Source organism: Amycolatopsis sp. VC5-11, from assembly GCF_037034185.1.
Classification (GTDB): Bacteria; Actinomycetota; Actinomycetes; order Mycobacteriales; family Pseudonocardiaceae; genus Amycolatopsis; species Amycolatopsis nivea.
In genome coordinates this window covers 18,964-33,238 of record NZ_JBAGKF010000009.1, presented here as the reverse complement: position 1 = coordinate 33,238, position 14,275 = coordinate 18,964, and the positions used below count along the sequence as shown (strand labels likewise).

General features: G+C 70.5%; 16 protein-coding genes. 10 read left to right on the top strand and 6 right to left on the bottom strand.

Annotated elements, in window-relative coordinates:
* Positions 1 to 5: 5 nt before the first annotated feature.
* The 6 genes from WA670_RS25615 (at position 6) to WA670_RS25590 (ending at position 4,825) form a co-directional block, all read left to right on the top strand.
* On the top strand, positions 6 to 800 hold the full coding sequence (locus WA670_RS25615; protein ID WP_134730186.1) for a metallophosphoesterase family protein: 795 nt from the start codon (positions 6 to 8) through the stop codon (positions 798 to 800).
* A gap of 27 nt (positions 801 to 827) precedes the next feature.
* Positions 828 to 1,265: an SRPBCC family protein gene (locus tag WA670_RS25610; RefSeq protein WP_037809841.1), complete on the top strand. Its 438-nt coding sequence runs from the start codon at positions 828 to 830 to the stop codon at positions 1,263 to 1,265.
* A complete protein-coding gene (locus WA670_RS25605; RefSeq protein ID WP_037809842.1) occupies positions 1,266 to 2,423 on the top strand; it encodes an ArsA family ATPase in 1,158 nt (385 codons plus the stop codon).
* Positions 2,420 to 2,896 carry a hypothetical protein gene (locus WA670_RS25600; protein WP_238607582.1) on the top strand — a complete coding sequence of 159 codons (477 nt, stop codon included), beginning with the start codon at positions 2,420 to 2,422 and terminating at the stop codon, positions 2,894 to 2,896. The genes WA670_RS25605 and WA670_RS25600 overlap by 4 nt, the downstream gene beginning before the upstream one ends.
* 15 nt (positions 2,897 to 2,911) lie before the next feature.
* Positions 2,912 to 3,838: an ROK family protein gene (locus tag WA670_RS25595; protein WP_037810117.1), complete on the top strand. Its 927-nt coding sequence runs from the start codon at positions 2,912 to 2,914 to the stop codon at positions 3,836 to 3,838.
* A gap of 117 nt (positions 3,839 to 3,955) precedes the next feature.
* On the top strand, positions 3,956 to 4,825 hold the full coding sequence (locus WA670_RS25590; protein ID WP_336159230.1) for an NUDIX domain-containing protein: 870 nt from the start codon (positions 3,956 to 3,958) through the stop codon (positions 4,823 to 4,825).
* A gap of 630 nt (positions 4,826 to 5,455) precedes the next feature.
* Here WA670_RS25590 and WA670_RS25585 read toward each other — a convergent pair.
* Positions 5,456 to 6,244 carry an SDR family oxidoreductase gene (locus WA670_RS25585; RefSeq protein WP_037809846.1) on the bottom strand — a complete coding sequence of 263 codons (789 nt, stop codon included), beginning with the start codon at positions 6,242 to 6,244 and terminating at the stop codon, positions 5,456 to 5,458.
* A 109-nt stretch (positions 6,245 to 6,353) separates the two neighbouring features.
* Here WA670_RS25585 and WA670_RS25580 point away from each other — a divergent pair, with 109 nt between their 5' ends.
* On the top strand, positions 6,354 to 6,920 hold the full coding sequence (locus WA670_RS25580; protein WP_043829116.1) for a TetR/AcrR family transcriptional regulator: 567 nt from the start codon (positions 6,354 to 6,356) through the stop codon (positions 6,918 to 6,920).
* Here the strand turns inward: WA670_RS25580 and WA670_RS25575 are convergent.
* Genes WA670_RS25575 through WA670_RS25560 form a run of 4 tightly spaced genes read right to left on the bottom strand, consistent with a single transcriptional unit; the run spans position 6,917 to position 9,852 of the window.
* Positions 6,917 to 7,372: a YdeI/OmpD-associated family protein gene (locus WA670_RS25575; protein ID WP_336159098.1), complete on the bottom strand. Its 456-nt coding sequence runs from the start codon at positions 7,370 to 7,372 to the stop codon at positions 6,917 to 6,919. The two genes, WA670_RS25580 and WA670_RS25575, sit on opposite strands and share 4 nt — an antisense overlap.
* Before the next feature lie 20 nt (positions 7,373 to 7,392).
* Positions 7,393 to 8,532 (bottom strand): glutamate--cysteine ligase, encoded by a 1,140-nt coding sequence (locus WA670_RS25570; protein ID WP_134730180.1) that lies wholly within the window; start codon positions 8,530 to 8,532, stop codon positions 7,393 to 7,395.
* A 10-nt stretch (positions 8,533 to 8,542) separates the two neighbouring features.
* Entirely contained in the window at positions 8,543 to 9,088 is a 546-nt protein-coding gene (locus tag WA670_RS25565) for a hypothetical protein (protein ID WP_336159097.1), read from the bottom strand.
* Positions 9,085 to 9,852 (bottom strand): alpha/beta hydrolase, encoded by a 768-nt coding sequence (locus WA670_RS25560; RefSeq protein ID WP_134668547.1) that lies wholly within the window; start codon positions 9,850 to 9,852, stop codon positions 9,085 to 9,087. The genes WA670_RS25565 and WA670_RS25560 overlap by 4 nt, the downstream gene beginning before the upstream one ends.
* A 219-nt stretch (positions 9,853 to 10,071) precedes the next feature.
* Here WA670_RS25560 and WA670_RS25555 point away from each other — a divergent pair, with 219 nt between their 5' ends.
* Positions 10,072 to 10,833 (top strand): lysophospholipid acyltransferase family protein, encoded by a 762-nt coding sequence (locus WA670_RS25555; RefSeq protein WP_037809856.1) that lies wholly within the window; start codon positions 10,072 to 10,074, stop codon positions 10,831 to 10,833.
* Positions 10,834 to 10,853: 20 nt separating this feature from the next.
* Positions 10,854 to 11,345 (top strand): polyadenylate-specific 3'-exoribonuclease AS, encoded by a 492-nt coding sequence (locus WA670_RS25550; RefSeq protein WP_037809860.1) that lies wholly within the window; start codon positions 10,854 to 10,856, stop codon positions 11,343 to 11,345.
* A 498-nt stretch (positions 11,346 to 11,843) separates the two neighbouring features.
* Here the strand turns inward: WA670_RS25550 and WA670_RS25545 are convergent, their stop codons facing one another.
* Positions 11,844 to 12,935, bottom strand: coding sequence for a 3-deoxy-7-phosphoheptulonate synthase (locus WA670_RS25545; protein ID WP_037809861.1), 1,092 nt, complete (start codon positions 12,933 to 12,935; stop codon positions 11,844 to 11,846).
* A gap of 291 nt (positions 12,936 to 13,226) precedes the next feature.
* Between WA670_RS25545 and WA670_RS25540 the strand changes: the two genes are divergently transcribed.
* Positions 13,227 to 14,252, top strand: a complete 1,026-nt coding sequence (locus WA670_RS25540) for a 6-phosphofructokinase (protein WP_134668539.1) — start codon at positions 13,227 to 13,229, stop codon at positions 14,250 to 14,252.
* The last annotated feature ends 23 nt before the right edge of the window (positions 14,253 to 14,275 follow it).

The following is a 14,275-nucleotide window of genomic DNA, read 5'->3' as shown; positions in this document are numbered from 1 at the left end:
CTCTTGTGCGGGTTCACGTCGTTTCGGACGTGCACGGCAACGCCGACGCGCTGAAGCGGGCGGGGGACGGGGCGGACGCGCTGGTCGTGCTGGGCGACCTGCTCGACTTCGTCGACTACCACGACCACGACAAAGGCATCATGGGCGTGCTGTTCGGCGCGGAGAAGGTCGGCGAGTTCGCCCGCCTGCGCCGCGAAGGCACCCGGGACGAGACGGTCGCCTATTCGCGCACGCTGTGGGCCACCCTGGACGACCCGGCCGCCGCGGTCGACGAAGCGGTCCGCGAGCAGTACTCCACGTTGTTCGCGTCGATGACGGCGCCGACGTACGCGATCCCCGGCAATGTCGACGCGCCTTCGGCGTGGCCGGAGTTCGCCGGCGAGGGCGTCCACCTGGTCGACGGCGAGGTCGTCACCATCGGCGGGCTGCGGTTCGGCTTCGCGGGCGGCGCGGTGCTGCCCGACGGCGTGCTCCCGCGTCCGCGCAAGGGCGCGGCGTGGCGGCCGTACCTGCGGGCGCGCGAGGAGTTCGACGCGGCGGTTTCGCTGCTGGACGAGGTCGACGTGCTGTGCACGCACATCCCTCCCGCGGTGCCCGAACTGACCTACGACGTGGTCGCGCGCCGCGCCGAACTCGGTTCGAAGGCGCTGCTGGACCTGATCCGGCGGCAGCGTCCGCGCTGGTCGGTGTTCGGGCACGTGCACCAGCCGCTGGCCGTGCGGCGCCGGGTCGGGCACACCGAGTGCCGTAACGTGGGTCACTTCAAGGAGACCGGGCAGCCCTACGTGCTGCGCTGGTGACGGTGCGGTCCGGCTACGCTTCGTCCCATGGCCGAGCAGTCCACGCAGTCCATCGAGGTCGACGCCGAGCCCGCGCGGGTCATGTCGGTGATCTCCGATTTCCCCGCGTACCCGGAGTGGGCCAAGGCGGTCCGCGAGACCGAGGTGCTCGCGACCGACGACGCGGGCCGGGCGAAACAGGTGAAGCTCACCCTCGACGCCGGGCCGATCAAGGACGTGTACACGCTCGAATACGACTGGGACGATTCCGGTCTCGGCGTCAGCTGGCACCTGGTCAAGGGCCAGATGCAGAAGGCGCAGAACGGCCGGTACGCGCTCGAGCCGCTCGGCGGCGGGCGCACCCGCGTCACCTACACGCTGTCGGTCGAGCTGGCGCTGCCGATGATCGGGCTGCTGCGGCGCAAGGCGGAGAAGATGGTCATGGACACCGCGCTCAAGGAGCTCAAGCGCAGGGCTGAGGGCTAGATGCGCATCCTGCTGTTCACCGGCAAGGGGGGTGTCGGGAAAACGACGCTCGCCGCGGCTACCGCTGCCGCGCTCGCCGGCCGCGGCAGGAAGACGCTGGTCGTGTCCACCGACCCGGCGCATTCGCTCGGCGACGCGTTCGGCACGCCGCTCGGCGCCGAACCCTCCGAAGTGGACCTCCGCCGCGACGGCACGCCGGCCGGTCTCTGGGCGGCGCAGGTCGACTCGCGCGCGTTGGCCGACCGCACCTGGCACGAACTGCGCGGCGAACTGCGGAAAGTGCTGGCCGGAGCCGGTCTGGACGTGCTGGACGCGGAAGAGCTGACCGTGCTGCCCGGCGTCGACGAACTGCTCGCGCTGAGCGAGGTGCGGCGGCTGGCGTCGCAGGGGCCGTGGGACACCGTGGTGGTCGACTGCGGTCCGACCGCTGAAACGCTGCGCTTGCTTTCGCTGCCGGAAGCCGTGTCGGGCTACTTGGGCCGGGTGTTCGGCAACCGGCGCGTCGCGGCTTCGGTGCGTCGGCTCGGCGCGCATCTCGACGCGCTGCGCGAACTGCTCACCGACCCGCGCGTGACCACCGTGCGGCTGGTTCTGACGCCGGAACGAGTGGTGGTCGCCGAGGCGCGGCGCACGCTGACGTCGCTGGCGCTGCGCGGCATCGCGGTCGACGGCCTGATCGCCAACCGGCTCATGCCCGCGCCCGGATTCTGGCGCGGATCGGCGGCGAAATGGCTGCGCACCCGGCGGGACCAGCAGGACGCGGTGCTCGCGGAACTGGCCGAGGCCGGATTCGGCCCCGGCGAGCTGGCCCGCGTCGAGCACCGGGCGAGCGAACCGGTGGGCGCCGAGGCGCTCGCCGAACTGGCCCGCGAACTGTACGGCACCCGGGATCCGTTGTCCGGCAACGGGAAACCGGTCACGCCGCTGTTGTCGGTGGCCGCCGACGGGGACGGTTTCCGGCTGCGGGTCGCGCTCCCGCTGGACCGGGATTCGGCGGTCGACCTCGCGCGCGTCGACGACGACCTGGCGATCACCGTGGACGGGTTCCGCCGCCTGGTCGCCCTGCCCGAGACGCTGCGCCCGTGCCGGATCACCGGCGCGGAATCCGACGCCGACGGCCTGGTGGTCAGCCTGGCCGGGAACCGGGGGGCCGGATGAGCGAAGAACACGGCGACGACCAGGCGGCGGGGTCTTTTTCGGACGGCCTGAAGCTGGCCGAGGAGATCCGGCTGCTGGTCGAGATGGTGATCGAACGGGCCGCGCCCTGGCTGGAAGGCGTCATGGCCGCCGGGCACGGCTCGCCGGAGGAACCGGGCGCGCCGGGCGGGTCCGGTGTGGAGGACAGCACTTCGGGATGCGGGTGGTGCCCGCTGTGTGCGATCGTCGCCGTCGTGCGCGGCGAGCGGCCGGAGTTCGTGGCGAGGGTCCTCGAACAGGCCGCCCAGCTCGTCGCGCTGCTGCGGGCGGTGCTCGCGGACCGGTGGGAGCCGGAGGAGGGCGTGCACATGCCCGGGTTCCGGCCTGTCGCGCATCCGCCCGCGACCGCGGCGTCCTCTTCGGAGGCGGCGTCGCGGGTCCAGCACATCGCCGTCCGCAAGCGCGCGGACTGGCAGCCGGAGCGGGAGAACTGATTGCTGACCGTAGGGGTGGACGTCGGCGGCACCAGCGTGCGCGCCGGCGTCGTGGACGAGCGCGGCTCGCTGCTCGACACGGCGCGCGTCGGGACGCCGAGCGAGGAGAACGCGCTCGAAGACGCCATCGCCGGGGTCGTCGAAGACCTGCGCAACCGGCACGACGTCGCCGCGGTCGGCCTGGCCGTGGCCGGTTTCGTGACCCGCGACCGGCGCTCGGTGATGTTCGCGCCGCATCTCGCCTGGCGCAACGCCCCGGTGGCGGACCGGATCGCGAAGCGCGTCGGACTCTCGGTGACGCTGGAGCACGACGTCAATTCGGCGGTCGTCGCCGAACACCGCTTCGGCGCCGCGCGCGGTGCGGGGGTGGCCGCGTTGGTCGCGCTGGGCACCGGAATCGGCGCGGGTTTGCTGCTGGACGGCGAGATTTACCGGGGCGCCCACGGGGTCGCGCCGGAACTCGGCCACCTCACGGTGGTGCGCAACGGCCGCGCGTGCCCGTGCGGCAAGTACGGCTGCTGGGAGCGCTATTGCAGCGGCACCGCGCTGGCCGCGACCGCCGTCGAGCTGCTCGCTCGGTACCCCGGCCGGTCCACTGTGCTGTCCCGGGAAATCGCTGGCGACCCCGGTTCGGTCACCGGCCGCCGAGTGGCCCGCGCGGCCCGCGACGGCGACCCGATCGCCTTGCGCGCCATGGCGGAACTGGCGAAATGGCTGGGCGAGGGACTGGCCCTGGTGGCGGACGTCTTCGACCCGGAGATCATCGTGATCGGCGGGGGAGTGTCGGAGTCCGCGCCGCTGTTCCTGGACGAGGCCCGGGAGCACTACTCCGGAGCGATCACGGGTGCCCGGCACCGTCCGCTGGCCCGGATCCGGACCGCGCACCTGGGCGACGACACGGCGATCGTCGGTGCGGCGGCGTTGGCGATGGACACGTTGTGAGTGCGTACGCCGGTTAGAACCGGCCTAGGCGCGCACGAGGTTCCGCAGGGCTCGTGCGTGGCATTCACGGTTCTCACCGGGATTAACACGCACGACGTTCTGTGGAAGGCTGGGCCGGTGACGCCGATGACCGCCAACCGCTTCGTGCGGTGCTCCTGCGGCAGGCAGCACTGGGGCGCGTTCGGCGCGGCCGGCTTGTTGTTGTGCGATCCCAGCCGCGGGGTGCTGTTGCAGCAGCGCGCGTCGTGGGTGCACAACGGCGGCACGTGGGCTCTGCCCGGCGGCGCGCTCGAAGTCGGCGAGACCGTGCACGAGGCCGCTGCCCGGGAAGCGTGGGAAGAGGCCGCCATCCCCGCGTCCGCGTTCCGCGCGATGTCTGCCTCGGTGCTGGACCACGGCGAATGGCAGTACACGACGGTCCTCGGCCTGGCCGACAGTGCGTTGCAAGCCCAGGTCGCGAACGAGGAAAGCGCCGAGATGCGCTGGGTCCCGCCGGATGAGGTGGCTGCCCTGGACCTCCACCGAGATTTCGCCGCCGCCTGGCCGGTGCTGCGCGAACAGCTGGGCCGCGAACTGGTCCTGGTGGTCGACGCGGCGAACGTGATGGGCTCCCGCCCCGACGGCTGGTGGCGCGACCGCCACGCCGCCGCGGAACGACTGCGCGACCAGCTGACCGGTCCGGCCGAACAAGGTCTGCGCGACGCCGTGACCGGAATCGGCGCGGGCCCGGCGTGGTCCTGGTGGCCCCGGGTGGTGCTGGTGGTGGAGGGCAAGGCCAGGGGAGTCGAGCCGATCCCCGGAGTCGAGGTCGTCGCCGCGGAGACGGACGGCGATTCGAAGATCGTGGAGGTGACCGCCACCGCCCGCCAACGCCCGGACGACCACGTCGTGGTGGTGACGGCCGACCGAGAACTGCGCGGCCGGGTCGGCGATCTCGGCGCGTTGGTGCTCGGACCAGGGACGCTGCTGCGGGAACTGGGCGGCTGAGCGGGGCTCGCTTGGCCGCGGCTGTTGTTTGGTGTGGCTTCGGGGATCACCTCCGTGGTGGTGGTTGGTCGAGAGCGGCGTGGCCGGGCTGGGAATCTTGTTGCTGGCGTTGAGTGGGTGTCGCGTGGGTGCAGTTGCTGTGCGGTGGGGCGGTGGGGGTTGCCTCTGTGGTGGTGAGTGGCGTGGCCGGGCTGGGAGTCTTGTTGCTGGGGCTGAGCGGGTGTCGCGTGGAGGCAGTTGCTGTCCGGTGAGGCTGCGGGCATTGCCTCCGTGGTGGTGCGTGGCGTGGTCGGGCCGGGAGTCTTGTTGCTGGCGTTGAGCGGATGTCGTGTGGATGCGGCTGCTGTGCGGTGGGGCGGCGGGGCTTGCCTCCGCGGTGGTGAGTGGCGTGGCCGGTCGGGAATCCCGAGGCGGAAGCGGCGGTTGAGCGAACGCCACACGCCCTCGTCCATAGCCCGGCAATGCTCCGCGTGATCACGCCCGTCGCAGCCGATCGTGAATCGCGCGGCAAAGCGCCCTCGCGAGGCATCGAGCAGCTAGCCAAGAGCGGCTGCCTTCCGGCTCGTGTCGTGGTGGCGGCGACAAATCGCGAGCAGTCAAGCCAGCCATCCGCCCCGCCAGCGCTAGCCGTCACACGGTCTTCACCGAGCCCGCATCCACCAGATGGTCCGTCCCGGTGATGCTCGAAGCCAGCGGCGACGCCAGGTACGCGATCAACGTAGCCACCTCACCCGGTTCGATCAGGCGTCCGGTCAGCATTCCGGCACCGGCGGGCAGTGCGGCCAGCAGATCCTCGTGCGCCAACCCCATCGACGAAGCCAGCTCGGCACCGTAGCTGTCCGGGCCTTCCCACAGCGCGGTGCGCACCGGCCCGGGCGAGACCGTGTTGACTCGCACGCCCTGGGGGCCGAACTCCTCCGCCAACGCCTTCCCGAAAGCGGTCAGCGCGGCTTTCGCGGTGGTGTAAGCGATCGGGCCCGAATGCGGAATCCGCGCGCCGTTCGAGGACACCGTGACGATCGCGCCCCGGCGTTCGATCAGGTGGGGCAGTGCGGCACGGGAAGCTCGCACCGCGGCGAGGAAATTCAGTTCCAGCAGGTCCGTCCACTGCTGGTCCGCGATCGACAGGAAACCACCGGCCTGTCCGCTGGCGCTGTCGCCGCCGCCGACGTTGTTCACCAGGACGTCCAAGCCGCCGAGTTCCGCGACGGCTTGGTCGATCAACCGTCCGGGACCGTCGGGTGTGGAGAGGTCCACCGAGATCGGCACCGCGCCGGTTTCCTTGAGTTCCGGCGTGATCGTCCGGGCCGCGGCCACCACGCGCATTCCTTCACCGAGCAGCGCGGAAACCGTGGCCAGGCCGATTCCCCGGCTCGCTCCGGTGACTACTGCGGTCTTGTCGGTCAGCTGCAGGTCCATCGCAAAACCCCCAAAAAGTCGTGTCAAAGGCGATGCAGCTAAGCTAGCAGTTGCAACATCAGTGTCGCAACTATGAACCGAGTGGCAACCATGGCGTAAACTGGGCAGCATGGAGAAACGGGCCCTGCGCGCGGACTCGGAACGGACGGCCCAGGCGATCCTCGAGGCGGCCGAACGGGTGCTCAGCGACAACCCGGCGGCGACCATGGAGCAGATCGCCGAGGCCGCTGGCGTCTCGCGGACCACGGTGCACCGCCGGTTCGCCAGCCGGGAGGCGCTGGTCGACGCGATGACCTTGTGGGCGACGCAGCAGTTCCACAACGCGCTCGCCAGCGTCCGGCCCGACGTCACGCCGCCGTTGGTCGCGCTTTACCAGGTCACCGCGAAGGTGCTGAGCGTCAAGCTCCGGTGGGGCTTCGCGATGAACGCGCACCCGGCCGAAGAAGGCGTCCTGACCCCGGACGTGCTCGCCCAATGCGACGTCTTCTTCCGGCGGCTGGAGGAGAGCGGCGCGCTGCGGCCCGGCGTCGACCTGGTCTGGGCGCGTCGCGTCTACTGCGCGCTCATCCACGAAGCAGCGCAGGACCAGGACTCCGCCGACCCGGACGCGCTGGCCACCCGCGTCGTCGACACCGTGCTCGGCGGGTTCGGCAAGCCCGGCGTCACGATCAGCTAGGGGAGCCCGTCCCCGGCGAGCTCGGCGACGATCTTCGCGATCCGCCGCTCCCGGGTCTCGGCGCGCTTGGCCGAGGTGACCGCTTCAGTCCGTTCCCGTTGGGCGGTAAAGGAAAGCTTGTCGAACGCCGCTCGCGCGCCGGGCCGTGTCGCCAGTGCCGAAGCCAGCTCGTCCGGCAGTTCGACGGTCCGCTCGGCGAGGTCGGCTTCGAGCGTGACCTCGACCGTCTCCCCGGCGGCGACCCCGGCCGCCTCCCGGTTCGCCGCGCTGAGCGGCAGCATGAAGTCGCCGGAATAGACCGCGACAGTGCTGCGGTAGGTGTGCGGACCGATCGTCACCCGCACTTTCGGCCGCCGTCCCTGGCCGAGCGCCTCGACGACCTCGGCCGGGACCCGGAAACCGGTGGCGGTCTTGCCGTTGAGCTCGACAAGCGTGCTGAACGTATGCGACATCGCTGCCTCCCGGGCCACAGCTAAACGTGCGGGACGCCCTCGCGCATCTCGGTGACCAGCGCGGCGACCACGGCCTTCAAGGACCCGTTGTACTGCTTGGCGACCGCCCGCTGCCGCTGATAACTCGCGCCGACCCGGAGAATGTTCTCGACATCGCGCAGCTCGCGGACGCAGTCCAGCCGCTTGGCGACCGGTTCCAGCCGGTCCAGCAGTTCGGCGAGGTCTTCGGTGACGAGCCGTTCGCGGCCGGCGGCGTCGAGGATGACGATCGCGTCGAGGCCGTAGCGGGCGGCTCGCCACTTGTTCTCCTGCACGTGCCACGGCGGCAGCACCGGCAGCGTCTCGCCCTTGTCGAGCCGGTCGCTGAAATCGTCCACCAAGCACTGGGTGAGCGCCGAGATCGCGCCGACCTCCTGCAGCGTCGGCAGCCCGTCGCACACGCGCATCTCGATGGTGCCGAAATGCGGGGCCGGGCGGATGTCCCAGCGGATCTCGGAAAAATGGTCGATCACGCCGGTGGTGAACATGTCCTCGACGTAGCCTTCCAGCTCCGCCCATTCGCGGAACTGGAACGGCAGCCCGGCGGTAGGCAGCTGCTGGAACATCAGCGCCCGGTTCGAGGCGTACCCGGTGTCCTCGCCGGACCAGTACGGCGACGACGCGGACAGCGCCTGCAGATGCGGTGCGTAGCGCAGCAGCCCGTCGAGCACCGGCAGCACCTTGTCCCGGTGGTCGAGCCCGACGTGGACGTGCACGCCGTAAATCAGCATCTGCCTGCCCCACCACTGGGTGCGGTCGATCAGCTTGGCGTAGCGCTCCTTGTCGGTGACCTTCTGCCGGTACCACGAGGAAAACGGGTGCGAGCCCGCGGAGAACAGCTCGACGCCCAGCGGATCGGCGACGCGGTGCACCTCGTCCAGCGCCTCGGCGAGGTCGTGTTTCACCTCGCCGACCGTGCGGCAGACGCCGCTGACCACCTCGATGGTGTTGAGCAGCAGTTCCTGTTTGATCCGGGGATGCTCGGGCGCGCCGTCCGGGCGGACCGCGGCGAGCAGTTCCTCCGCGACCGACCGCAGTTCGCCGCTGCGCCGGTCCACCAGCGCGAGTTCCCATTCCGCGCCGACGGTGGAACGCCGGGACGCCCGGAAGTCGATCCGCATGCCCGTCCGGTCAGACCTGGGCGCCGTTGCTGGGGTCCGCGCCGGGCGGCGGGCCCTGGCGCACGCGCAGCAGGAGCAGCGCGATGCCGGTGGCGAGCGAGAGGATGCCGAGCGGGGTGGCGAGCGCCGGGCCGACCCCGATCAGGCTCGGCACGATCAGCAGCAGGAGCCCGACGACGAAGAACAGCAGCACGATGAACGCGCCCTTGCGCCAGCGCGGCAGCGGCGGCGGCTCCGGGGGCACGTAGTGCTCGTCGTCCTCGGCCGGGTCGCCGGAGAAGATCGTGGTGTCCCAGTCGGTGCCGCCGGTGCGCCAGCCTTCCGAGGACGACACGGGGGGAGCGGCGGGCGGGTCCGCGGCGGGCTTCGGCTTGGTCTTGCCCGCTTCGGGTTCGGCTCCGGAGGACGCCTCGGGCTCGGCGGCCTTGGGACCGGCGCCGGAGAACGGGTCCTCGTCCAGGAACACGCCCACGCCTTCGGCCCGGAGGTCGGCCACGATCTCGGCGAACGTGGCGTCGACGTCCTCGGGCCCGTCCGCGCCTTTCCCCCGGTTCATCCGGCACCCACCTGTCCCGCCCGCAGCTGCCGGGCGAAGTCGACACTGCGGCTGAAGATCAGTTCCGCGTCGTGGTCCTGCGTCGCGACGTGGAAGCTGTTCTCCAGCACCACCTCGGTCACGTCCGTGCTCGAGATGCCGTCCAGAACGATCTGCGAGTTCTCGGGTTCGACGACGTGGTCGACCCGCGAGTGCAGCAGCAGCACCGGCTGCGTCACCTTCGGCAGGTCGGCGCGCACGATCTTCCACAGCCGGGCGAGGCTCGCCGCGGCCCGCACCGGGGTGCGCGGGTAGGCCAGTTCGACCTCGCCGGGCTTCGCGATGTCGTTGCCGATCGCGCGGATCGACGGGACCACCCGCGACAGCAGCGGCAGCACCTTGGCGTCCAGGCTCAGCCGCGTGACCGACGGGTTGACCAGCACGAGGCCGGAGATGTCCGCGCCGAACTCCTCGGCGAGGCGGAGGCTGAGCGTCCCGCCCATCGACATCCCGCCGACGAACACCTGGTCGCATTCCGCGCGCAGGGCCAGCAGCGCCTCGCGGACGGTGGCGTACCAGTCCTGCCAGGTCGTGCGGTTGAGGTCGCGCCAGTGCGTGCCGTGGCCGGGCAGCAGCGGGCAGCGCACCGCGAAGCCCTCGGCGGCCAGGTGCCCGCCCCAGGCGCGCATGCCGTCGGGCGTCGCGGTGAATCCGTGGCAGAGCAGGAAGCCGGCCCCGGAGGAACCCGGGTGGGAGAACGGTTCCGCGCCGGCGAGCACGCCCATCACGAACGCCCTTCCGAATCGAAGCGGTGGAGTCTCTCCATGCTCTCACGCCGAAGCCGGGTTGTGTGGCCTAGTCGCGGAAGCGAGGATCCGTCCGGTTCCGCTGTGAGATCGGTCGCTGCCCCCGGGTGACCGCCCGCTCTCGCGTTGTGCGGGCCGGTGCTTGTTCCGTACGCTGACCTGCCGGGGCCCGCGCGGGCAGGAAAGGACTGGAACCCGGTGCTGTACTGGCTGATGAAGTGGGTGTTCATCGGGCCGCTGCTGAAGACGCTGTGGCCCACGAAAGTCGTCGGCGCCGAAAACATCCCCGAGACGGGTGGCGCCATCCTCGCCGGCAACCACCTCGCGGTCGCGGATTCGTTCTTCATGCCGCTGCGGGTCAAGCGCAAGGTCACCTTCCCGGCGAAGTCGGAGTACTTCACCGAGCCCGGGTTCAAGGGCCTGCTCAAGAAGTGGTTCTTCACCGGCGTCGGCCAGTTCCCCATCGACCGCTCCGGCGGCAACGCCGCGCAGGCCGCGCTCGACACCGCGATCCGGCTGGTCAAGGACGGGCACCTGCTCGGCATCTACCCCGAGGGCACCCGCTCCCCGGACGGACGGCTGTACAAGGGCAAGACCGGCGTCGCCCGGATCGCGCTCGAATCGCGCGGCGTCGTGGTCCCGGTGGCGATGGTCGGCACGGACAAGGTCAACCCGATCGGTTCCAAGATGTGGTGGCCGCGGCGGCTCGAGGTGCGCTTCGGCAAGCCGCTCGACTTCTCCCGCTACGAGGGATTGGCCGGCGACCGGTTCATCGAACGGTCCATCACCGACGAGATCATGTACGCGCTGATGGAGCTGTCCGGCCAGGAGTACGTGGACATTTACGCGGCCAAGGCCAAGGAACTGCTCGCCGCCGAGGCGGCCGGGGTGAAGCCCGCGGTGCCGGCCCAGCCGAGGGCTCTGGACGCCGATCGGGTGCCGGAGACGAAGGCCGGGTAGCGCCCCACTAGAGTTCCCCGGTGCGTTTTTTCTACGACACCGAGTTTATTGAGGACGGCGTGACGATTGACCTGGTGTCGATCGGTGTCGTTGACGAGCGCGGGCGCGAGTTCTATGCCGTGTCCACTGATTTCGACCCCGGGCGGGCCGGGGCTTGGGTGCGGGAGAATGTGCTGCCCAAGCTGCCCTCGCCGGCGGATCCGGCTTGGCGGAGCCGGGAGCGGATCCGGGCGGATCTGCTGGAGTTCTTCGGGAAGCCGCCTGGGGGGATCGAGCTGTGGGCCTGGTTCGCGGCTTATGACCATGTGGCGTTGGCGCAGTTGTGGGGGCCGATGCCTGCGTTGCCTCGGCAGTTGCCCCGGTTCACCCGGGATTTGAGGCAGCGGTGGGAGGATGCGGGGAAGCCTAAGTTGCCTGCTGCGCCTGGGGATCAGCACGATGCGTTGGCTGATGCTCGGCATAATTTGCAGCGGTGGGGGGTTATTGAGGAGGCGTTTCGTCGGGGGCGGTGAGGGTCGGCTCGTCGCCTGGCGGCGACATTGCGCCCTGGCGTGCGTGGGGCACCCCGAAGCTTGATTGTGCTGACGGTTCGGGGGTGCTTGTCAAGGCGGGAAAGATGCCTTGACAAGCACCCCCGAACCGCAGGGGAGCTTCGTATCGGGGTGCGGGGGAGGGGCTGGGTGCCTCGATGGTTGGGTGCATCGGCTGCGGTCAAGGGCTGAGTGCGCTGATCGTCGGGCGCATCGGCTGCGGCGAGCGGCTTGGTGGCTCGATCGTTGGGTGTATCGGCTGCGGTCTCGTGGGTTGGGGCTAGCGCCCCAATGTGGCATTGGGTGCGTTAGATGCACCGAATGCCACATTGGGTGCGTCGCGGTCCGTGAAGGGCTCCTTGAGGGAACCTAGGTACGTGAAGGGGGCCCTCACGTACTTCGGTGGTCGTGAGGGGAACCCTGAGGGAATCAGAGTTCCTCAGGGTGGCCCTCACGACCGGCGGAGCGGGAGCGGGGCTGTCAGCCGCGGCGGGTGCGGACTGCGGTGGCCAGGGTGTCCAGCAGGTCTGCTGTCGTGTCCCAGTCCATGCAGGCGTCGGTGATCGACTGGCCGTAGGTCAGGTCCGCCGAGTGGCCCAGCACCAGGTCTTGGCGGCCGGCGGCCAGGTTGCTTTCCAGCATCAGGCCTGCGATGCCGCGTTCGCCCGAGGAGATTCGGGCGGCCAGGTCGCGGACTACTTCTGCCTGGCGGACGTGGTCCTTGTTGCTGTTGCCGTGGCTCGCGTCGATCACCAGGCGTTCCGGGAGGCCGGATTTCGCCAGGCGGGCCAGGGTTTCCTCGACTGAGGCCGGGTCGTGGTTCGGGCCCGCGGAGCTGCCGCGCAGGATGACGTGGCAGTCCGGGTTTCCGGAGGTCGTCACCAGGGCGGCCAGGCCGTCCACGTTGATGCCGGGGAAGACGTGCGAGGCGGCGGCGGCGCGGGTCGCGTCCACGGCTACCTGGATGTCGCCTTCCGTCGAGTTCTTGATGCCGACCGGCATGGACAGGGCGCTGCACAGTTGCCGGTGGACCTGGCTCGCCGCGGTGCGGGCGCCGATCGAGCCCCAGGTGACGATGTCGGCGATGAACTGCGGGGTGATCGGGTCGAGGAATTCGCAGCCGACCGGGAGGCCCAGTCCGGAGACGTCCAGCAGGAGCTTCCTGGCCAGGCGCAGGCCCTTGTTGACGGCGAAGGTCCCGTCCAGATCCGGGTCGTTGATCAGGCCCTTCCAGCCCAGCGTCGTGCGCGGCTTTTCGAAGTACACCCGCATCACGATGTGCAGATCTTCGCGCAGAGCCTCCGCCTTGGCGGCCAGGCGGCGGGCGTAGTCGAGCGCGGCTTCGGGGTCGTGGACCGAGCACGGGCCGACGATCACGGCGAGACGGTCGTCGCGGCCGTCGAGGATGTCGACGGTTTCCGTGCGGCCGTTTTCCACGACTTTCGCGACCGCGGCGTCCACGGGATGGTCTTCGCGCAGCAGCGCGGGCGAGATGAGGGGACTGACCGACGTGGTGCGGCGGTTGTCCAGCGTGCTCGCGTCGGCGGGGGCGGCGACGAGGCGGGTGCTCATGAGCGGGTGGTTCCTTCCTGGTGGACACCGACCCGCGGGGGATTCGCCGAGCCGGTTCGAGATCCGGCTCGGGGTGGAGGTCAGCGCAGGTTCACGCCGCCGTGCCCACCCGGGGCCGGCTTCGTAAACCAGAAATAGCGCTGCACGCCGCCACCGTAACACACCTCCTAGCCGCCCCGGCCCGGACCGGATTGGGCAGGTGGTCCGCCCTGCACCGATCCAGATGAAAGCCGCTACGCTGTCCGCGGACTGTGACTGCACTCTCCCTGCGAGGAAAGACGGAGGCAACAGATGCGTGTCGGTGTGCTGACGGGGGGCGGCGACTGCCCCGGCCTGAACGCGGTGATCCGCGCGGTGGTCCGCAAGGGCGTCGAAGTGCACGGCTGGGAGTTCGTCGGCTTCCGCAACGGCTGGCAGGGCCCGCTGACCGGCGACAGCCGGCCGCTCGGCCTCGCCGACGTCGAGGACATCCTCACCCGCGGGGGCACCATCCTGCGGTCGTCGCGGACGAACCCGTACAAGGTCGACGGCGGCGTCGACCAGATCCGCAAGGTGCTCGCCGACCAGGAGGTCGACGCGCTGATCGCGATCGGCGGCGAGGACACCCTCGGCGTCGCCAAGCGGCTGACCGACGACGGCATCGGCGTCGTCGGCGTGCCCAAGACGATCGACAACGACCTCGGGGCCACCGACTACACGTTCGGCTTCGACACCGCGGTCTCCATCGCCACCGAGGCGATCGACCGGCTGCACACCACGGCCGAATCGCACCACCGGGCGCTCGTCATCGAGGTCATGGGACGGCACGCGGGCTGGATCGCGCTGCACTCCGGCCTCGCCGGCGGCGCGAGCGTGATCCTGGTGCCGGAGCGGCAGTTCTCCGTCGACCAGGTCGTGCAGTGGGTCGAGCAGCGCTTCGAGAAGGAGTACGCGCCGATCATCGTCGTGGCCGAGGGCGCGCTGCCCGAGGGCGGCGAGGAGAAGCTGCTGACCGGCGAGAAGGACGCCTTCGGGCACGTCCGGCTCGGCGGCATCGGCAACTGGCTGGCCGACGAGATCTCCGAGCGCACCGGCAAGGAATCGCGCGCGGTCGTGCTCGGCCACGTCCAGCGCGGCGGCACCCCGACCGCTTATGACCGGGTCCTCGCGACGCGCTTCGGCCTGCACGCGGTGGACGCCGTCGCCGACGGCGACTTCGGCGTGATGGTGGCGCTCAAGGGCACCGAGATCGTGCGCGTGAAGCTGTCCGAGGCGACGGCCGAGCTGAAGACCGTTCCGCTGGAGCGGTACCAGGAAGCCGAAGTCTTCTTCGGCTGAGTTCTCCCGTGGTAGGGGCAACC